Source organism: Fictibacillus iocasae, from assembly GCF_042665465.1.
In the GTDB taxonomy this organism is placed as follows: domain Bacteria; phylum Bacillota; class Bacilli; order Bacillales; family Fictibacillaceae; genus Fictibacillus; species Fictibacillus iocasae.
In genome coordinates this window covers 1-19,631 of sequence record NZ_JBHTCP010000010.1, presented here as the reverse complement: position 1 = coordinate 19,631, position 19,631 = coordinate 1, and the positions used below count along the sequence as shown (strand labels likewise).

General features: G+C 45.6%; 23 protein-coding genes and 2 pseudogenes. 12 read left to right on the top strand and 13 right to left on the bottom strand.

What is annotated here, in order from left to right:
- Positions 1-19 precede the first annotated feature (19 nt).
- Both ACFQPF_RS05325 and ACFQPF_RS05320 read right to left on the bottom strand, forming a co-directional pair.
- A complete protein-coding gene (locus ACFQPF_RS05325) occupies positions 20-451 on the bottom strand; it encodes a hypothetical protein (RefSeq protein ID WP_379747318.1) in 432 nt (143 codons plus the stop codon).
- Between the two features lie 240 nt (positions 452-691).
- A complete protein-coding gene (locus ACFQPF_RS05320) occupies positions 692-1,129 on the bottom strand; it encodes a hypothetical protein (RefSeq protein ID WP_379747316.1) in 438 nt (145 codons plus the stop codon).
- A gap of 317 nt (positions 1,130-1,446) precedes the next feature.
- Here ACFQPF_RS05320 and ACFQPF_RS05315 point away from each other — a divergent pair, with 317 nt between their 5' ends.
- Positions 1,447-1,893 (top strand): hypothetical protein, encoded by a 447-nt coding sequence (locus ACFQPF_RS05315; protein ID WP_379747314.1) that lies wholly within the window; start codon positions 1,447-1,449, stop codon positions 1,891-1,893.
- Positions 1,894-1,942: 49 nt separating this feature from the next.
- Here the strand turns inward: ACFQPF_RS05315 and ACFQPF_RS18510 are convergent.
- From ACFQPF_RS18510 to ACFQPF_RS05295, 4 genes and pseudogenes are all read right to left on the bottom strand, one after another.
- A pseudogene (locus ACFQPF_RS18510) lies at positions 1,943-2,284 on the bottom strand (immunity protein Imm33 domain-containing protein).
- A 73-nt stretch (positions 2,285-2,357) separates the two neighbouring features.
- Positions 2,358-3,209 carry a hypothetical protein gene (locus ACFQPF_RS05305; protein ID WP_379747311.1) on the bottom strand — a complete coding sequence of 284 codons (852 nt, stop codon included), beginning with the start codon at positions 3,207-3,209 and terminating at the stop codon, positions 2,358-2,360.
- A 364-nt stretch (positions 3,210-3,573) separates the two neighbouring features.
- The gene (locus tag ACFQPF_RS05300) at positions 3,574-3,717 is read right to left on the bottom strand and encodes a hypothetical protein (protein ID WP_379747309.1); all 144 of its coding nucleotides are present in this window, start codon (positions 3,715-3,717) and stop codon (positions 3,574-3,576) included.
- A gap of 108 nt (positions 3,718-3,825) precedes the next feature.
- Positions 3,826-4,320, bottom strand: coding sequence for a sigma-70 family RNA polymerase sigma factor (locus ACFQPF_RS05295; RefSeq protein ID WP_379747307.1), 495 nt, complete (start codon positions 4,318-4,320; stop codon positions 3,826-3,828).
- Between the two features lie 374 nt (positions 4,321-4,694).
- Between ACFQPF_RS05295 and ACFQPF_RS05290 the strand changes: the two genes are divergently transcribed.
- Both ACFQPF_RS05290 and ACFQPF_RS05285 read left to right on the top strand, forming a co-directional pair.
- Positions 4,695-5,216, top strand: coding sequence for a hypothetical protein (locus tag ACFQPF_RS05290; RefSeq protein WP_379747305.1), 522 nt, complete (start codon positions 4,695-4,697; stop codon positions 5,214-5,216).
- A 96-nt stretch (positions 5,217-5,312) separates the two neighbouring features.
- The gene (locus tag ACFQPF_RS05285) at positions 5,313-5,702 is read left to right on the top strand and encodes a DUF4279 domain-containing protein (protein WP_379747416.1); all 390 of its coding nucleotides are present in this window, start codon (positions 5,313-5,315) and stop codon (positions 5,700-5,702) included.
- Positions 5,703-5,705: 3 nt separating this feature from the next.
- Here ACFQPF_RS05285 and ACFQPF_RS05280 read toward each other — a convergent pair whose 3' ends face one another.
- From ACFQPF_RS05280 to ACFQPF_RS05270, 3 genes are read right to left on the bottom strand one after another with little or no spacing between them, the layout of a single operon-like run.
- Positions 5,706-6,113 carry a hypothetical protein gene (locus tag ACFQPF_RS05280; protein WP_379747303.1) on the bottom strand — a complete coding sequence of 136 codons (408 nt, stop codon included), beginning with the start codon at positions 6,111-6,113 and terminating at the stop codon, positions 5,706-5,708.
- Between the two features lie 27 nt (positions 6,114-6,140).
- Positions 6,141-6,473 (bottom strand): hypothetical protein, encoded by a 333-nt coding sequence (locus tag ACFQPF_RS05275; protein ID WP_379747301.1) that lies wholly within the window; start codon positions 6,471-6,473, stop codon positions 6,141-6,143.
- A gap of 39 nt (positions 6,474-6,512) precedes the next feature.
- Complete coding sequence (locus ACFQPF_RS05270) at positions 6,513-7,187, bottom strand: hypothetical protein (RefSeq protein WP_379747299.1); 675 nt, start codon at positions 7,185-7,187, stop codon at positions 6,513-6,515.
- Between the two features lie 49 nt (positions 7,188-7,236).
- Between ACFQPF_RS05270 and ACFQPF_RS05265 the strand changes: the two genes are divergently transcribed.
- From ACFQPF_RS05265 to tnpC, 7 genes and pseudogenes are all read left to right on the top strand, one after another.
- Positions 7,237-7,485 (top strand): hypothetical protein, encoded by a 249-nt coding sequence (locus ACFQPF_RS05265; protein WP_379747297.1) that lies wholly within the window; start codon positions 7,237-7,239, stop codon positions 7,483-7,485.
- 97 nt (positions 7,486-7,582) lie between these two features.
- Positions 7,583-9,286, top strand: coding sequence for a molecular chaperone HscC (locus tag ACFQPF_RS05260; protein ID WP_379747295.1), 1,704 nt, complete (start codon positions 7,583-7,585; stop codon positions 9,284-9,286).
- Complete coding sequence (locus ACFQPF_RS05255; RefSeq protein WP_379747293.1) at positions 9,283-10,845, top strand: tetratricopeptide repeat protein; 1,563 nt, start codon at positions 9,283-9,285, stop codon at positions 10,843-10,845. Before ACFQPF_RS05260 ends, ACFQPF_RS05255 begins: the two co-directional genes overlap by 4 nt.
- Before the next feature lie 15 nt (positions 10,846-10,860).
- A complete protein-coding gene (locus ACFQPF_RS05250; RefSeq protein ID WP_379747291.1) occupies positions 10,861-11,544 on the top strand; it encodes a DUF1266 domain-containing protein in 684 nt (227 codons plus the stop codon).
- A gap of 237 nt (positions 11,545-11,781) precedes the next feature.
- Positions 11,782-12,096 (top strand): IS66 family insertion sequence element accessory protein TnpA, encoded by a 315-nt coding sequence (gene tnpA, locus ACFQPF_RS05245; RefSeq protein ID WP_379747289.1) that lies wholly within the window; start codon positions 11,782-11,784, stop codon positions 12,094-12,096.
- Positions 12,014-12,445: an IS66 family insertion sequence element accessory protein TnpB gene (tnpB, locus tag ACFQPF_RS05240; RefSeq protein WP_379747287.1), complete on the top strand. Its 432-nt coding sequence runs from the start codon at positions 12,014-12,016 to the stop codon at positions 12,443-12,445. The genes tnpA and tnpB overlap by 83 nt, the downstream gene beginning before the upstream one ends.
- Before the next feature lie 38 nt (positions 12,446-12,483).
- Positions 12,484-13,990 (top strand): annotated as a pseudogene (gene tnpC / locus ACFQPF_RS05235) (IS66 family transposase).
- Positions 13,991-14,291: 301 nt separating this feature from the next.
- Here tnpC and ACFQPF_RS05230 read toward each other — a convergent pair.
- The 4 genes from ACFQPF_RS05230 to ACFQPF_RS05215 are packed head-to-tail and all read right to left on the bottom strand — an operon-like array spanning position 14,292 to position 18,493.
- A complete protein-coding gene (locus ACFQPF_RS05230; RefSeq protein WP_379747285.1) occupies positions 14,292-15,407 on the bottom strand; it encodes a GerAB/ArcD/ProY family transporter in 1,116 nt (371 codons plus the stop codon).
- 21 nt (positions 15,408-15,428) lie between these two features.
- Positions 15,429-15,650 (bottom strand): hypothetical protein, encoded by a 222-nt coding sequence (locus ACFQPF_RS05225; RefSeq protein WP_379747283.1) that lies wholly within the window; start codon positions 15,648-15,650, stop codon positions 15,429-15,431.
- The gene (locus ACFQPF_RS05220; protein WP_379747281.1) at positions 15,647-16,852 is read right to left on the bottom strand and encodes a Ger(x)C family spore germination protein; all 1,206 of its coding nucleotides are present in this window, start codon (positions 16,850-16,852) and stop codon (positions 15,647-15,649) included. The genes ACFQPF_RS05225 and ACFQPF_RS05220 overlap by 4 nt, the downstream gene beginning before the upstream one ends.
- A gap of 15 nt (positions 16,853-16,867) precedes the next feature.
- A complete protein-coding gene (locus ACFQPF_RS05215; RefSeq protein ID WP_379747279.1) occupies positions 16,868-18,493 on the bottom strand; it encodes a spore germination protein in 1,626 nt (541 codons plus the stop codon).
- Positions 18,494-18,824: 331 nt separating this feature from the next.
- On the opposite strand from ACFQPF_RS05215, the gene ACFQPF_RS05210 reads away from it, so the two are divergent.
- Both ACFQPF_RS05210 and ACFQPF_RS05205 read left to right on the top strand, forming a co-directional pair.
- Positions 18,825-19,217, top strand: coding sequence for a GNAT family N-acetyltransferase (locus tag ACFQPF_RS05210; protein WP_379747277.1), 393 nt, complete (start codon positions 18,825-18,827; stop codon positions 19,215-19,217).
- 177 nt (positions 19,218-19,394) lie between these two features.
- Positions 19,395-19,520: a hypothetical protein gene (locus ACFQPF_RS05205; protein ID WP_379747275.1), complete on the top strand. Its 126-nt coding sequence runs from the start codon at positions 19,395-19,397 to the stop codon at positions 19,518-19,520.
- Positions 19,521-19,631: the final 111 nt, after the last annotated feature.

Sequence of the window (19,631 nt, the reverse complement as noted above, 5' to 3'; positions counted from 1 at the left end):
AAAAGTACCGGACCCCCTATTAAATTCCCATCGTAATCATTAATCGATCATTCACAATCTGGACATCTCGGATTTGACCGACAGGTACTTTTCTAACCGCGTCTATCGCATTAAGGTCCACAGATAGTACATTTTTGGAGTACGTCATGTATTTATTGTTCATTACATAATCGTTAATGATATCCAGGTTAAACGGCTTTATGGAATCAATATCAAATAAAACCATTCTTCCTTCGCTGGACTTCGGCTTCAGCCTGATCTGAAAAGAAATATCCTTCTTAATAAAAAGTTTCTCTACCGTATACGTGCCTGTGAGAATCAACACTTGATCAATGCTTACCTTTGCGTTGGAGATTCCTTCAACTTTAGGCTTTATGAACGAAAGCATTTCATTCGAGACAGGAATCGTAACCTCTTTTGTTAACAGTGCATTTTTCCATTTGTTCAGCATGGTTTATCCTCCCGATAACGTATTTCAAAGCATACCGACAAAAGCACCCACCCATTCCCGTTCCATTATATACCTATTGGTGAGGATAAGTTATCTCTCCAAATACCCATGCGAACACCCGGACGGTTTGGAAAAGTACCGGACCCCTAAAACACCGGAAGGACGGAAAAGCACAGAGCTCAAGTGCTTATAAAAAAACAGCCTTGCCACTCTCTAGGCAAGGCTTAAGATTTATTAGATTTATTTTATGGATTCAGCAACGTTTAATAACGTTTTCACATCACTCTTTTGTCCTTCTAGCTTAATGAATACTTCTACTTCGGTGTCTTCTTCAATCCATGCAAGCTGAGTAGAATTGTAATAGTAATTTGTTCCTGGCACACGATTCTTCCGCTGCCAAATCGCATCTGAAGACCAGCTTGCTTTATCGGTTGCAAGGACGGAGAGATGCTTGTCATCATTTTTATAGTGGTAATGGACCTGGCTGCAATTACGTCCACACGTAACGATTGTGGCATATTGGTCGGTGACTTTAAATGGAATGTACGTTGCGTGATAATCCTTATACTCAAATTTTTTCGGCACCCATACCGGATAGTGAATTAGCGGAACATTGAGCACTAAAATGCTTAAAATAGCAAATAAAATAAAACCGATACTCCATTTTCTTTTTTTCATCTGAACAATCCTTTTCACATGAATATGAGTGAATACGCGAGTCCGAGTAGACCTGAGTCATGCATACTTGACTATAAATCGAGCGGTTCCATGAAAAAGGCAGCTGTCATCCAAGTTTTTCTTTCATGCTCCCGGCTCTATACAGCTGTCTAAAGAAAACACCTAACGACACACTAATTAGTCCTACGCTTACGATAATGACAAGTTGTCTCATGATTCACCTCTCACATTACTTTATTATACAAATAAAATGTATAGTAAAATAGAAACATTCTAGTAACTTTTGGAAGGGATACAAATCAATGAGACACACACAGATGAAACATATGTGGAAAGCCAAAAATGCTTTGCTCAAATCTCCGGAATGGTATGTTGTTTTTAGTTATGAATACGTCCTTCGCGTTGTCAAAACAGAGAAACAGGTTCACTTGCTGAAGCTGCTCCTGGACCATCGCGAACACTTTTTTGGCGACGAAGAGGTCTACGAGTATTTGGAGAACGAAGACCTCGAGAACGATATTGCGGGTGATTGGGAGAGCTATACATCTCGAGTTTATGCCATTCTTACGAGGGCAGTGACGAACCGGACGCCTAGACCGAACGATTTGCAGTGGCTGAAAACATCCTTTGCCGAACAGTATTCAAACGATCCATTTTTAAACACTTGTTTAAAAGAGGACAACCCGTTCTCGCGTCATCTGCACTTGATCGAGTCGATCAAAAAGGCGACATTCTATTACATATATGGCGATGAAGAAAGGTAAACGAAGAAAACCAGCCTCGCGTTTCCGAGGCTGGTCAGCTATGACTCTATTAAAGGAGCTCTTCATCAAACCAGACATCCACATAATCTTCAGCAAGTAAAAACCTCCACCCTGGAGCAAGGCCTAAATAAACCTGTACACAATCCACCCACTCGTTTACATGATGAGCATGAATCGGAACAAAGAAATCAGGGTCTTCGCTAAATTCTTCGCCTGTTCAAATGAACCAGCCTGTTGTCCCCTCTTCAGGAGGCAGCCGCAATCCAAGAACTGGCTGCAAGCCCTCTTTCACTTGTCTGGATATTCCGAGCTTCAGATGGTCTTCGGCTGGATAAAAATGCGCATTAAACCTTTGGCATAACTGCTTCTGCTGCTCGATGATTTTTGACATCTCATACCTCATCTTCCCACTTAAAAAAAAATGCAGCGGGTGCCATTCACCACCCGCTGTTAGAAGGACGCATTTACTCTGAGGCCGTCCCTTTTGCTTGTTCGTACACAATTCGCGTATCCTTTGCACTAATGGCGATTTCGCTTACATGTTCTTTTCCTTCAACGGTTGTCGTTGCCTGAAGCACATAAATTTTCCCACCGTATTTTGGCGATTCCATTTCCTTTACGAATTCCACCTTCGTGCTTTCGTCCGCTGTCAGAAGAACCGCTTCTTCACCTGTAAGCTGGAGATCCTGACCCTTCAAGCTGATCTCGTTCCATCTATTTAACTTCCACGTATTGTTTTTTTTAATTAGAGTAAATTCCCACTTAGATGCCATATTGTAGATCTGATTGGCTGGTTCGATAGCCGTTATATTTATCTCGTTTTCTTTCGTTTGAGTGAATGCAAACCGAACATTGTAGCTGATCATAGGCTCTATGATGTTATCACATTCGCAATAATAATCTCCCGCGGCTTTCTTCAGCTCGCTGTCTGTAAAGGAAACCGTCGCATATGGCAGTAATTGATCACGCAGCAAGCTGAAATCTGCCTTCTTAGAAGCATTCCAGCCATGCTTTTTTCCAGCATCATCGAACGTTTTGAAAATAGAATCCAGATTATTCTTTAGAATGCCGCGCGCTTCTTCGGCACTTACCTTTTTCGGCTCTTCTTTTTTCTCTGCTTGTACTGGTGTTACTGGTGTTTCTTCTTTTTCTTGTACTTCTTCATTATCCTTTTTTTCCTGCTGTTCTTGTTTGTCTGTTTTCTCTTTTTCCTGTTTTTCTTGTTTCTCTTCTTTTTTCGGCTTCACGGCTTCCTCTGAATCCGAACAAGCGGTTAACAGCACCAAGCTTAAGAATAATGCCCCCAAATATTTCATAAGATCCTCCCTTTAAATAAAAACTGAATAGGTGAAACACGAAACAAAGGATATTATATCAAGATGAGGTTATTTTTTCCACATAGTTAATTTGTTGTTGTTTATCAACACTTGGGCATATAGACTCATCATAAAATGCATTTCTAGTAAAATATTATTTCCGTCATGAAAGGTATTGCGCAACAACAAAGCCTAAAATCCGCATGCTTACAGGAGGCATTATAAGCTTGCCATTTTGGATGCACTTTCGTTTAATTGTCTCCCTCGCTCAATACACGAGATTATCCCTTAAAAAATGACCATATTTTACTACATCAAAAAAGGACCTGCCCCTGTCTTTCCAGGCTGGTCCTTCCTTCGTGTATTAGTCCTGCTTTTTCGTGTAAAAAGGATTGCCGCTCATAGTCTTTCTTGCTTCTTCGGTTAGGACAGGATTTCTCTCATTGTGGCTGTTAGCAATGGCCGGCTGCTGGCTGCCATCGTAGTACACCGGTTTTATTGTATTCATAACATGCTCCCCCTAAAAAAATGTTATATATTAGTAATTCTCTGCAGCTTTCGTAATCCTTCTCGCCTTATGCAGTTTTTTAAAATATTCCGATGTACCGGACCCCCATTATGTTAAGTGCCGCAGCTTCTTCACGACACGCTTTCTCCAGCTCTTCACGGCTCCGACCGTCACTCCATACTCACTCGCGATCTCTGCTTCACGCTTTTGGTTGCAAATCTTCTCGATCACCCACCGCTGTTCGAGCGTACTCAGCTTCGACAGATAAAACGCGATGGCTTCTTTTTCAAAGATTGGCACCTCATCATACACCTTCAACGGAATGATGCTGTCATAGTCCTGGGGCTCCATCAGCTGCTCGCGTTTCTTGTTGCGTATCATCTTACGCATTTCATCCATCATCCCGCCTGTGATCTTCTGCTGCGCATAAGCGGGAAAGCTGCCTCTCGTTTCATCGAAATCGCGCCATGCTTTCCATAAGCCAATTAAACCTGCCTGATAGTATTGGTCATACAGCTCGCCTGTCACCCGCAGTCCTCTCAGCTTGCTCTTGATTAACGGATTAAACAGCTTCGCTACTTCCTCAAACGGCAAATGCTTCATATTAAACGTCCTTGTAAAAGTGCACACTTTCCTTTATTCCGCCGGTGAGATAAATGTAAGGCATTTTGATTTTCGTTTCAGATGGTGTTTGCCATCAAACTCACCTCTAAAACGACGAACCACCCCCCAACACCCCTCGTTCACCGCTTCTTCTCAGCCGTTCAAAGCGATAAACGAGAAATCGAGGTGTTTTCAACCCCGGGGTCCGGTACTCTCGGGGTCCGGTACGCCTCTCCCTTAAAGTCTTTAATAAAGCCTTATCCAGCGGATGAGTACCGGACCCCAGATCTTACATCCTTTTATATCCAAATATGAAACTTTGTGTAATAGTTGGTGTATACATGAAGATAAGAAGGTTAAGAGGGGGCTCTTTGATGATGAACAACACGAAGAGGATGCTGGGCGGGCTGCTTTCGGCGGCTGTTGTGCTGAGTGGGTGCGGAACATCGTACTACGAGGGCACGATTGAAGAAGACGCTATTTATGAGGAAGAGATTTATGATGAGCCAATGGATACAGGAAGCTCGACCAATACAGATTATGAACCTGAGGAAGAGTACGTAGCGGAAGGTGAACTACAGCTGGACCATCTTCAGCCGTATTACCCTGATCTTGATCTGGAAGCGATGGAAACGTATATAGAGGAAAATGGTCTTGAGTTTAATGAAGAAGAACTGATTGCTTTTCTTGACGATCTGCAAAATAACGGAGAAACGACGGTATTTGAAAATTATTATGCGGATGAAAACGTGTTTCCTTGGTGGCTTTTTTTAGCAGCGAGCGTGACGAAAACAAAGCCCACAGGAAAGATCACGTTTAACAAACCGTCCACGAAAACGACGACAACGAAAGCAAGCTCTGGATTTGGCTCGGGCAGCAGCAGCTCCGGTTCATGAGCGGTCAGGCAAGGCAAGCATTTGTGCTTGTCTTTTTTCATGCACCTTATTAACCTTGGTAGTAGCGGAGGGGATTTTATGAAGAACACAAAAGTAATGGCGTATTTCAGCGCGATTGGCGAGGTGTTTCCAATCGAAGAGCTGACGAACATATTAGGTTTCCAGCCCACGGAAACGTATAAAAAGGGAGATGAAATCGATAGGCCAGGAGCACCGATGTTCCGAAAAGAAACCGACTGGACGTTCAGTACAGGCTATCAGGAATCGTTCGACATCCACAATCAACTAGCTGTCATACTGCGCCAATTGGCCAGTAAGACAGCTGTACTTAAGGATTTTAAAGAAGAACACACTATCGACTATTTGCTCATGGTCGTCATCTCTGTTGAGGATAACCAATTTCCAGCAATGTACCTGCCGTCTGATGTTATCTCATTTACCCATTCTATCGGTGCGGAAATTCACTTTGATCTGTATCATGCTTAAAGCTTAATCACCGACTGCCATCATCATCAGGTTTTCAGCTATTGCCTTCTGACAAAGCTCTTTTAACCGATCAGCAAAGTATCTTACTTTTCGATCATTCAGCTCGTCTGATGAATAGTTTGCTGTAATCGTGTCACAGATCACCATTAATTGCTGCATGTCCTGTTGGCTCAGCTTTTTTCTACCGTATGGATCCAAGTTAAATAGCAAATCAAAGCCTTTCTTAGGCTGTTTATTTGTATGACGCCTTCTGTACTGCTCATACTCGTCTCCCTGTGCCAGGTGTTCGAATACCGCTTCGTCAAACTTCACACTATCGTCTGTGGCATACAGCTCTTCTTTATTTTTGCCGACCATAAAATCAATGCCTGAGCCGGAGCAGCACAATCCAGCATTAATCGCGAGGTCCAACAGATCCACATCACGGTGATGTTCGTCTTACACCTTAAGGCTTTCTGTTTCAATGAGGATCTCACCCAGCTCATCATCATCCAGACAGCAGTTCACTCTTAGTTCAAAATATTCATATTCCGTATCACGCAGCTCGATCGTATGGCCGGCGATATCCTGCCAATCAAAGCGTTTAGAACGAAACGACATCTCAAACAGGCGGCATTGCTGCAGTTCAATATAAAACGTGGACGAGTGATAATGCGCTGCAAACTCCGACATATCAATCGTCATCATCACACCGTTCTCGGTTTGGCGGACGTCCGTCAGCTTGCCTTGATAAAAGTCACTCAGTACATCTCGTTGTATTTTCTTGTCCATTTTCATCATCCTAGTCAATAGTTGTCTATGTTATTTCATTTACCAGCATTTCTTGCCCTGCTCGCAATCGTGGCAATACAAGCGGAAATCTTTTTCATGCTTATCCCAAAATGCAAGAAGGTCTGTGAGGGTTTGTCCGTTGTTCTTTACTTGAATAATAGACTTGTTCGGGATGTGTATACTGAGATAAGCGGCGTGAGGATTTAATTTCTCCTTGTAAACATTATTAATCTTCTCTATCGCCTCAATGATAGTGTTTTGCTGTTCTTGATCGGTGATATAAAATGATAGATTGAACGTCACCTCACTGTAGCCGTTTTCTCTCAATGTTTCCTCAACAAGATCCGGCGAGCCGCCTGAATCATACGAATAATAGACATCCATTGATTTTAGCGGCTTTAATTCCTTGTACACCACATGAGCGAGCTCATAGTCATCATAATAGGTCTTCATGCTTCTGTCATAATGAATGGTGAAACGCTCATCTGCATTGTCCTTTGGGTGTGCTTCCATATAATAGGTTCCGGTTCCGGTTCCGGACTGAAACGTGATGCTGTCAATCACAAAAGATTTATCGTATTTTTGCTGAAGATGGTTGACTGTTTCTTTCTTCGTCTCCCATTTGTTTCCGTAAAGTCCTTCGTATACCGGAATTCCTGCGGCTAGTATGAGAACAATCGCGATCAGCAGGAATACAGCATTCCGCTTTTTCAATTGGGTCCCTCCAGTCTATTTTTACACTACAAGAAAGAAGTGATTGATCATGAGTAAAGCGTTCGGTACGTTTGTTACGAGTTCTATTATATCTTACGTCGTGTTGCTTGGCGGTCTTATTCTTTGGACGCAGGCGGTTGAAGTCACTCGTCCATCTGATGCGGACGGGCTCGGATTCGCGATTGCGTATGGAGTCGTGTGGCTTGTTCCGGCCGCTCTTATCGTCGGTTTTTTCATCAGCCTCATCCGATGGTTGAACGAGGATCCGGATTCTGCGGACAAGAATTTCGAAGAGTAAAACCTGCAACTTACTGCTTAAATGGGTTTCTTTTACGAAATGTGAACGATATGATTATGATATAAAAAAACGAGTAATGAACAAAGGGGACGATTGCATGACCACGATAGGAATTGATCTTGGAACATCCAACAGCCTTGCTGCGTTTTGGGGAGAAGACGGACCGGTCATCATCCCCAATGTGCTAGGCCAAAACCTGACGCCTTCTATTGTCAGCGTCGATGACAACGGGGAGATTTTAGTCGGAGAAATCGCGAAGGAGCGGCTTATCACCCATCCGCATCATACCGCTTCTGCCTTCAAACGCCATATGGGTACGAAAAAGACGTACCGACTCGGTCGTTTGGAGTTCACACCAGAAGAATTGTCTTCGTTTGTTCTGCAATCGTTAAAGCGTGATGCCGAAGCCTTTTTACATACGACGATTACCCATGCGGTGATTAGCGTTCCTGCTTATTTTAACGATCAGCAGCGGAAAGCGACGAAATATGCAGCAGAGCTTGCCGGCCTTACCGTCGAACGGCTGATCAGTGAACCGACTGCCGCTGCCATCGCATACGGCCTGCATCAAAAAGAGGATGACACCAAATTTCTTGTGTTTGACTTAGGCGGCGGAACGTTTGACGTGTCCATCCTAGAGCTGTTTGAAGGGGTGATGGAGGTCAAATCCATTGCTGGAGACAATTTTCTTGGCGGCGAAGATTTCACACAATCCTTGATGAACTTCTTTTTAACAGAGAAAAATTTGTCAGGTGATACGCTTGATGCGCATGCCACTTCTGCACTATTCAAACAAGCGGAGCAATGCAAAAAAGAGCTTGGCGGAAGCCGTCAGAGCGCACTTATGACCCTTACTTTGGATGGAACGACTCACAGTCTAGAGATCACTCGGCTTTCGTTCGAAAAGCTCATACAGCCTCTTATTCTGCGATTGCGCAATCCTGTCGAGCGTGCCTTACGAGATGCTGAGCTGCGGCCGGATGATGTGGATACCGTGATCTTGATCGGCGGTGCGACGCGGATGCCGGCTATCAAACAGACCATCGGAAAGCTGTTCGGCCGCCTGCCATTCACGTCGATACACCCGGACGAAGCGGTCGCCCTCGGCACAGCGGTTCAGGTCGCTCTTAAAGAGCGGAACGAAGCGGTAAGCGAGATGATTTTGACAGATGTGTGCCCGTATTCTCTTGGCATCAGCACAGCGAAAAAGCTTAGTGAGGGCCACTATTCCTCCGGCCATTATAGTCCGATCATTGAGCGCAACACACCCATCCCGGTCAGCCGTGTCGAACGCTATTGGGCCATTGAGGACAATCAGAAAAAAATCACGGTCGATATTTATCAAGGTGAAAGCAGGCTCGTTGAAAACAATCTGAAGCTGGGAGAGCTGACGGTCACGATCCCTCCTGCGCCTGCGGGCAAGGAGAGCATTGATGTGCGCTTTACCTATGATGTGAACGGGCTGCTTGAAGTCGAAGTGACAACACCGAGCACGGGACAGGTTAAAAAGATACTGATTGAGCAAAACGACGGTTCGATGACAGAATCGGAAATGCAGAAACGGATGGAAAAGCTGAAAGACATCAAAATCCACCCGCGTGACCGCACGGAAAACCGGCTGATCCTCGCTCGCGGCGAAAGACTGTACGAGGAGGCAATCGGGGAAAAACGCATGGTTGTGGAACAAATTTTAGAAGAGTTTGAACGCGCCATTTCCACCCAGCAGGAGCATATCATCAAACGTGCGGCTGCTAAATGTAAAGAAGAGCTCGATCGGTTAGAAAGCTGGCTGACCGTATGAACAGCTATTGGACCATTCTTGGCATCCAGCCGACCGATGACCTTAGCGCGATAAAAAAAGCGTATTCCAAACAGCTAAAGCTTCATCACCCAGAAGACGATCCCGAGGGCTATCAGCGGCTGCGCGAAGCATTTGATGCGGTAAAAAAGAATTTGAAGAAGAAAACACATTTATCAGCAGACGCAGAGGCCGCAGCAGGCTCTGCACATGCTGAACCCTTCCCTTCTTATTCTGATTTTGAAGAACGAATCCCGCTTTCGGTTGTTCTGCCTGAACTCAAAGCCTCACCGGAGCCGCCTCGCCATACGATTGCGCAGTTTATGGAAAAAGCGGAAAATATCTACCGCAGCATCACATGGCGGATAGAGGAAGAAAAATGGCTCGATCTTTTAAATGATGAACTGCTGTGGAGCATGGAACACAAGCAGCAGGTCAGCCAAACGCTTCTGTCTTTTATCGCTCAGCATCATCTGCTGCCCAAGAACATATGGCTGCTGCTCGAAAATCAGTTTCAATGGAGTGAGATGATCAAAGAAAGAAGGCATAGCCTCAACAGAGAGGATATGGATCATTTTCTTCACTATTACAAGAAAAGACTGAGCCAATCTCCTGATTTATCGTTTCATTATGCGGCGAGTGTTCCAGGAATCGATGCGGATTCATTTTTCAGAGCACGAGAAGCTGCCCTGGATGCGTATACAGCAGGTGATGAGGAACAGGCAGAAAAGGAAGCAGCCGCAGCCGGCCGGATCTTTTCCGATGATCCTGATCTTCAGCTTATTCACGGCTTACTCTGTCAGCGTACGAATCGATTAAACGAAGCCGAAGTTCGTTTAAAGAAGGCACATTCCCTTCGTCCAGGACACGCGTTAACCGTCCTTACTCTTGGAAAAGTCCTATCTCATGCTAAACGCTATACCGAGGCGGCTGAGCTTCTTTCCGGTCTCCAAGACCATAAGGAGGCTAAGCTTCTCCTCGCCCGCGTGTACATAGAGAGCGGACAGTATATGGAAGCGGAGGTTCTGCTTTCTCCCATGCTTACGGTGCGGCCGGATGATATTGACATCATCAGCCTGCTTGGACGGTCACTTTATAAGCAGGAAAGGCTGTTGGAGGCACGGCAGCAGTTCAAGCGAATTCGCGAGCTGGAGCCTTATGATGCAGAAGCGATTACCGCTCTTGCCGACATTAACACCCTGCTGAAAACGAGGTCATTCCGCAAAAAGGTGAAAAATCCGCCATCAAGGCGCGAGTTAAAATCAGAGTTGAAGCAGTATTCGTTTCTGAAAAAAGGCGGCGTTTTCCTGTTAAGCCACTTGAGGTGGAGAATGCTCATCCCGCTCTTTCTCGCCTATTTCGGCTATCAGGCTGTTGCCGATACAGATGAATTCAGCCATCCTGTCTGGCTTATGGTCGTTTATTTGATTAACTTGTTTTTCTTGCCTGAGGACGTGTCGTTCAGCTTCATCATCATGCCCGCTCTCTGGACGATTGTATTTCTCGTCTCGATGTTTCTGATACTGCGGGAATGGAAACGAATCTATCGAGGTCTTCGATAAGAGAGGAAGGTTGGTTTGTTCAAGAAACGTAAACAACATCAAAAAAAGGCGCTGTTCATCAACGCGCTCAGCAGCCTATGCTTTCAAGGAATGGGCTCTTATTATTGGGCCGTCAATTATCCGAAATACGGAGTCAGCCGGATTAAAGCCATTTTTCTAAACAGCCAAACACATCAGAATTTGCCGCCTGACAAACTGGCTTGGTTTCTTTCGGAAGGCCATCAGCACGAGTTTGCCACGATTAAAGAGGAGCTTATGAGGCTGTCTGAAAGCGAGCAAGAGGCACTCATTCAATCACTTGATCCTTCTGCGGCGCACAAGTACCGCATCGTCCGCCGCTATATGAACCGGTTAACAGAGCATGGAATCAAGGCATACGATCTGTCTTGCTGTATTTTCAACAGCCAAATGCTGACCCGGTCGGCCTCCCTTTTGTGGAGCAACCGAAAAGCGATGCCTTTATTGAGGAAGGAAAGAGATCGATTGTGTGAAAATGCCGCGTCTCTCGCTCAATCTCTGTTCTCCAACTGGACCGATTATATGACCTCGTACATTGCCGGCGCGCAGTTTCACCAGCAAACATCAGAGCTCGCAGAAGAGTATACGAAGAAACAAGAACCTCGGATCATCAAGCTGTTAACATCCAAACACAGCCCGCTGCAAAAAGCCGATTGGCATACAGCGTTGAAGGTGGATTGAGAGATTCCTTTGGGCTGCATCAGCTTGCGCGCCGTTTTCATGTTTTTTTGAATGATTGCGCGCGAAACCGAGTGGGATGCGAGCGGGTTTCCTGTGCATTCGCGCCGAGCGAAATTGTGGGCAGGCTTGAAACAAGCTAATCTAGCCCTTCCGTAAGCGTAAAATAAAACACACCTTATAAATGCAAAAGCCCCGTAGGATAATGAGTTCATCTTATCTTGAGAGGGGCTTTTTTAATTGGAAGAACAAAATCTATTGGAAAATGACCATAACTGGATGGAGATTATCAGCGACTGGCGCGAGAGCGGACTGACCGTAAAGGAGTGGATTCAAGACCGGGATGACATTAGTTATTCTCAGTTCATTCGAAATCGAATTCGGTTGTTTCCAACTGAAAAAGAGCCAAAAGAGACAACCTGGTCAGCCATCACGATGGACATTCCATTTTCAAAGTTGGATGTCTTAATAAATGATTGTCGCATTGAGGTTCGGACAGGTTTTGACGAAGAGCTCCTTCGAGAAATTGTGGAGGTGCTCAAACGTGCGGATTAATTTAGACGGCATTAAAGGCATCTACCTCGCGCATGGCGTGACGGACATGAGATTATCAATCGATGGTCTCGCTGCTTTGGTCCAAGAAACGTTTCAATTAGAGCCTTGTTCTCCTAATCTCTTTCTGTTCTGTAATCGATCACGAGACCGGTTGAAAATTCTCCACTGGGATTATAATGGTTTTTGGTTGTATTATCGGCGTCTAGAGAACGGGAGCTTTCAATGGCCCGTAGGGCCTCAAAATCAACCGGCATCCATTCATCCCCGGCAGTTGCGTTGGATGTTGGAAGGACTGACACTTGAGGAAGGAAAGGTCTTTCCAAGGATAACGGCAACGAAAGTTATTTAAATGATGAAATATAGAAACTAGTGTTGTATTCTTAAACCATGAGACATTCGACGACACCTTCTACTACAACTGAAGAACAAAAACGGATTCGAGACCTTGAGCAGCAGAACGAGGGATTAAAGGCCCTCGTTGCCTGGTACGAAGAACAATTCCGTTTGAAAAATCGCCAACACTTTGGTGCTTCTAGCGAGAAGACTCCTGATGACCAGCTTGAACTTCCTCTATTTAACGAAGCTGAAATAACAGCTGCACCAGTAGAAGAAGAGTTGGGGGAAGAGTCTTCTTCAGAGAAGAAAGAGAAAAAAAGTGCACGGAAGTCGCTTATGGACACGTTACCTGTGACTACCGTCGTTCACAGCCTGCCCAAAGAGGAGCAGGCTTGTTCGAGTTGCGGAAATGACATTCATGTCATGAAAAAAGAAATACGCCGAGAGCTTCTCATCATTCCAGCACGAGTTGAGATCGTCCAACATGAACGCGACGTGTATTCTTGCCGCACCTGCGAACAAGAAAATATTACAACACCGATTGTGAAAGCTCCGATGCCCAACCCCGTGTTTCCCAAAAGCATGGCTTCTCCATCTGCCATCGCACATGTGATTATCCAAAAATATATGGCGAGCGTTCCGCTCTATCGTCAAGAAAAACAGCTGGAACAGTTAGGGGTATCACTTTCTCGCCAAACGTTATCCAATTGGATTTTGTATGCGGCAGACACGTGGATTGATCCGTTGGTAGAGTACATGAAGGAGACACTCAAAAAACAAGGTGTCCTTCACGCCGATGAAACGACCGTTCAAGTCCTTCACGAAAAAGATCGGGCGCCGAGCTCCCAATCTTATATGTGGCTCNTATCCGAAACGATTCCTCGAAGGATTCAGAGGAACGCTACATGTGGATGGCTATAAAGGTTATGAGGGTTTGCCTGGAGTCACCCTTTCGGGCTGCTGGGCTCATGCCCGAAGAAAATTCGATGAAGCGCAAAAAGCTGCACCTCCTCGTAAAAGTGGGGAGCCGACCATTGCCGAACAAGCTCTTCAAAAAATTGGGGTTCTCTACCGAATTGAAAAGAAAATAAGCGCCGCTACTTTCGTGGAGCGACTTCAGGTACGTCAAGAGCAAAGTAAACCTTTGGTGGAGGCTTTTTTCACATGGTTAAAAACCACCAAGCCGAAGGTATTGCCCAAAAGCAAACTCGGTGAAGCGATTCAATACACGTTAAATCAACAGAAAAAACTTGAGGTCCCGTTTCAAGATGGCCGTCTGGATCTTGATAATAACTTGGCGGAAAGAAGCATCAAGCCATTTGTGATTGGACGTAAAAACTGGCTGTTTTCTAACTCGTCAAAAGGCGCTAAGTCCAGTGCGCTTATCTACAGCTTGTTGGAAACAGCGAAAGAAAATAACCTGAACATCTTTCAATACTTCATTTACTTATTTGAAACATTACCAAATATCGAGGTGACATCCAATCAATTAGAGAAACTTGTGCCCTGGTCAACGGAGTTGCCAACATCATGTTATTTATCTAAACAACCAGAATAGGCACAGTATACAAGAACCGCACCCTCAACAGAAGGTGCGGTTCTTTTGACGCTTACGCCCTTCCCACTGCTTGCGCGCCAATTTTTTGATTTGCATGCCATATGTCGAGTTTGCGCGCGGCTCCTACTATTTTGCGCTCCGGTCCAGGCTGCATTCGCGCCATTCAGCTGTTGCAATCCAATCTATTCCACTTGCGAGCGGGAATTAATAACTTCCCTTAATTGGCGCGCCGCTATTCCCACCATTCGCGCCATTCTCAACTACGAAGAAAAATCACTGCATACCGGCAGTGATTTTTTCATTAGACGTCTTTATTAATCCGCCCGTGCTGCCTACCGCGCAGCAGCGACACGACCCACACCACGGCGGGAAGTCCGAGGCACCAGAAGACGGTGTACAGGTTATAAACGGGTGTGAATTCGAGCAGGTACGATGTGCTCGGGAAAATGGAAAGCGACAGCACATACAGCAGCAAGCCCACAGGCAGTATGAGGATGCGGTATTCTTGTAATTGAAACACCTGCGCGATGGCCAGACAGCTGGCGTAAAGCAGCAGGACGAGCTTCACGAAAACGGTGATGAACCAGATAAGCGCCATCAACGCCTCGACGCGCTGGAAAAACTCGCGGATGTTAATCGTTTTCGTTAAATCATAGGTTGGGTAGATCGATCGTGCTGTTTCAATGGAACCGAGCACCAGGATCGACAGCGCCGAAAGCAGGACCAATAAACCGCCGCCAATCGCCGTTCCGAGCAAAAACGCCTTTTTCGTCTTTTCCGGAGTGTTCACGCTCGGGATAATCATGAGAAACACGATCATCTCTAAAAAAGGAAACACGACAAACGAAAACGATGAGCTGAGCACAGGTCTGATGCCGTTCTCGAGCACCGGCAATATGTTCGCAAATTCGATTTGCGGCAGCAGCGTGATAAACAGCGTAATCAAAAGCAACACAATAAACGGCAGAAACAGCTCCATCGTGCGCGTGAACACTTCCAAGCCGAGCCAGACGCCGTAAAGGACGATCGTTAAAAAGATGATATGAATCGCCTCAATCGGCGTTTCGACCATCATGACCGTCAGCATAAAGTCGCCGATGTCTCGCAGCACGAACGTGGAAAGCAGCAGCACGTAACAGATAAAGAACAAAAACGCGGCGGTCCTGCCAATCACTTTTCCGAAACAAAGCTCGAGAATCTCCACAAAATTTCTATACTGAAAGCGCTCTGATAGTTTCCAATAAAAATAAATCATCAAAAGACCGCACGCAAGACCCAATATGCCTGACAGCCACGCATCCTGATGAGCCTTGGCAGCCAATATGGAAGGGATGATGAGGATGGCGGTGCCGATTGTATAAAGAGCAACCAATATCGTAAACTGCCGTATGCTGATTCTACCTTTTTCAAGCACCACCCATCACCTCTCCTTCTCTTTTCACATGAAACCTGTCAGCGGCTTTAACACGTAGGAAATCCAGTTCAGCGGTGTGGGGATGGGAGCGCCCATCCCTTTCATTACCAGCAAAACGACGCCAACTGTAAAAAATCCAAAGTACACCACATTTTCCCGCTTGCTTTTATACTGTTTTAGCTTGCGGCGGTCAATCAGCAGGATGGCACACACAATGAGCAACGAAAGCAGCGTGTACACCATCACTCGTGTTCTCCTATCTCATTGATATAAGAGTTCGTCCGTTTGCCCAGCCGCTGAATGTCCACGGTTACCTTGCTCTTGATCGTAATATCGACAAACTCCCGGTCCCAATGATTCTGAACCTTCTTCCAATACACAGGCTCAGAACGGTGCATCAGCTCGCCGAAGCCTAAGAAATCAATTTTGTACTCGTCTTGTGCCGCCGTGATGGCCGCCCGGATCTTGGAATTGATGTCCTTTTCGACGAGCGCTTCCACTTGATCGACCGTGGATTGCTTCATCAGATCCAGCGAACAGCCGACCTCGCCAATGTTGCCTTCCGCTTTTACCGAAACACTGACGACAGGCTTCGGATTCATGCGGTTCACCTTCAGCTTGGTGTCGGAATCAATCAGCTCAACAGATAAAAAGCGCTTTTTATCATCCAGGCACGGAACGGCGACGATCGTACTTTTGACGTTGTTTTCAATATAGTTATAGCCCTTGCTTTCGGTTTCGTTCAGCCAGCCGCGCAAACGATCATCATGAAGGACGGATATGCCCGTGTATTTCAGCCGCACCTTCGGGTTGGACGTCTGCAGGTTCTCCATCTTCTCTCCCGCTTTCGCCTCTCCCGTCAGCATAATCCCCGTTATAACCGGATGCTTGCCTCGGCTCGTCATGTCTTTGATCAAATCGCCGAACGTGAGCGCGAGTGTGGGCGCGAACACCTCTGACGACGTTTGCAGCTTCGTGAACATGTTTTGGGCGGCGATTTTCTCGACCGGCACGAGCACGTTCAGCACATCGTCTGCCGAATGATCCTTCGCCACCACCACATAAAAGTCGTTCCGAAACTCTGGGTCGCGTGACAGCATATCAAGCGCTTCGGCAAAGCCGTCACGCGCCAGCTCCTCGCCGATCACCAAAATCTTCAGATGCGGATAAAAGGTCTTGCGCGGCGCGGTTTTTGTCAACCGGCGTATCGCTTCAAAAACGGTCTTCCCTTTTTCCTGATACGTGACGATCGGCGCGCGCGATGAATCGCCGATACGGTTGGAAACGGACGACGGGTTCACGAGCTGTACGGTCACGATGTATTTTCCGTCTTCTTTATCGATCCCCATCGCGACCGCAATCCCCAGCGTTTCCAGCTCACGGTTGTTCCAGCAGCCGGCTAGAAACACGGTGAGCGCGCACATCACGATTACCATCAATCGTTTCATTTTGCCGGCTCCTTTCTACTTGTTTTTATACGTGCGATCCTGCCTTTTCAAATCACGGTTCATTAGTCTTGGACGACTGATCATCTTCCACATCGGCTTTCTCCACAATGTGTCCTTCATCTCACTTTTCGTGTACGGCGCAATCGGATTCATGTACGGAATTCCGAACGAGCGCAGGCTGCATAAGTGGAGGGCCAGTGCGAACAGCCCTGCCGCAATTCCGAAAAGGCCAAACGTACCCGCGAGAAACATGAAACCGAAGCGCAAAATACGAATCGAAATCCCCATATTGTACGCTGGTAAAATAAAGTTCGAGATGGCGGTGATTGACACGACGATCACCATCGCGGCCGAGATGATGCCTGCTTCTACCGCCGCCTGGCCGATGACGAGCGCGCCGACAATTGACACCGTCTGGCCGATTGCCTTTGGCAGCCGCAATCCCGCTTCTCGTAAAATTTCCAGCGTGACCTCCATGATGAGCGCTTCGACAATGGCCGGAAAAGGCACCCCTTCCCGCTGAGCGGCGAGACTGATCAGCAGTGGAGTCGGCAGCATCTCCTGATGAAAGTTGATGATGGCGATATAGACCGCCGGACCGAGCATCGAGATAAAAAACGCCGAAACCCGGAGCAGGCGTAATAAAGTCGAGATGTCCCAGCGCTGATAATAATCCTCTGCTGCCTGAAAAAAGTGCGTGAAAAGCGCTGGTACGAGAAGCACGAACGGTGTCCCGTCGATGACGATTGCGATACGGCCCTCAAGCAGTCCAGCGGCGATAACATCCGGCCGCTCGGTGTTGAACACCGTCGGAAACGGCGTGTACACCTCGTCCTGAATGAATTCTTCGATATAATTGCTTTCTAAAATGCCGTCGATGTCGATCCGGTCGAGCCGCTCATGCACTTCCTGCACGATTTTCTCGTTCGCGATGCCGTTCAGATAAATGATGGAGACCGCCGTCTGTGTGACGGTTCCGATTTTCTTCTTCTCCACCCAAAGCCTCGGATCTTTGATTTTCCGGCGGATGAGCGACGTGTTGATCAGGATGCTCTCCGTGAACGCCTCTTTCGGTCCGCGCACCACATTTTCCGTGGAAGACTCGGTCACCGCCCGGCCTTTATAGCCTTTCGTGTTGATGACGAGCCCGCCTGGCGCACCGTCCACGAGCAGCACGCCGTTGCCGATGAGCACCGCGTCATACAGCTCTTTAAAGGTTGAGATATCCTCTGTTTGGCTGTTTGGTATGAACAGCTGGTTCAAGAGTGACGGCGCGGATGATTCAGCGTTTGAAACATGCTCCATCATTTTCGGCGAAGTGTTCAGGTTCTCGAAAAATTCGTTAATGATGTATTTGTCGGTAAGACCTTCAAGATACACTAACGCCGCTCCGTTCCCGTTAAGCTTGAAATCCGCTACTACCAGATCTGCGCTGTTACCGAGAGTTTGTTTGATGGTGGAGAGATTTTGCTGGAGATTTGGCGTGAGAGCGTCATTGCGCTGGTGTTGATTCTTTGGACTGTACCCTATTGTGGATGAAGTATGTTGAGATGAAGGCGATACTGGTTCTTTTTTTGGCTCTTTATTTGGTTCTTTATTTGGTTCTTTATTGGATTCTTTATTAGCTCGTTTTCTAAACATCAGATAACTCCTCACTTTTAAAACAAGCGTTTATTACGCATTATTTCTATAAGTGAGGTTGTTTAAACTAGCATATATTTGAGGCGCATACTTACTGGTGATAACAAAGTTTAATTTCTGAAGGAAAATGGAATCTATTAGTATATACAAGTAATTTGTTATATCCTTACATTATTAAAATAGATATATGGGAGGTATTTCAATGCCTATACGTCTATGAGAACCTCCTAAATTAAAAGGTCAAGATGAAAAAGATTTCTCGACAGGAAAATACGTGTTGAACATAAGTTTCACAATAATCCAATGAAGAGATTGCGAAGGGTGTTAGAAAATGGAGAAAGAGCTTCAATTTCATCCTTCAGAGATAAACCATAAAAGCATTAAATATATTGATGAATTTTATTATCAAATTCAAAATTTTTCTTGTGAAAACTCTTCTATGGAAAGATTTTTAAAAAAAGAAGCACATTATGCAGATATTACTCGAGAAGCTTGTACTACAGTCATATATGTTAATGAACTAGCCGCTTACTATACTTTGCTTAGAACACCTATTGAAGCGGAAACAGATGCTGATATGGCTCTACACATCGCTAGACTCGCTGTTGATAATAAATATAAAGGAAAAGGACTTGGCACCTTTCTCGTAAAACAAATTGTTGACAACGCCTATCAAGTAAATGAAAGTTTTATTACAACGGACGCTCTGTATGATAAATGGTAATGGTATAAAAATTTGCAACTTAGTTATCTTATTGAAGATGAAAAAAATTCTAATAAATCGGGACTGGTCTACATGAGCATAGATTTATTAGACCAGAATTTGATTGATTATTATTTCGAGGAGTAGACTGTATAAGCATTACATTTGCCGGCATATATTGTGATGAGATGATTTTAAATGCCAGCTAAAAAAAGGGAATTGCCCATACTTCAAGGTAAGGATGCAGAAAAATTCTTAAAGAAGAAACAAAAAAATGAAGAAATAGCAAAACGGAAAACAAAAATAAATCCTGATATGAAGTAGATGTTCTGTAAGCCCGAAATATAAAATAAAGCACACCCTTCGGTGCGCGTGACAAATAGCCGTAGAGGATAGATTTCTTATCCGATCTACGGCTATTTTATTTTCCGCATG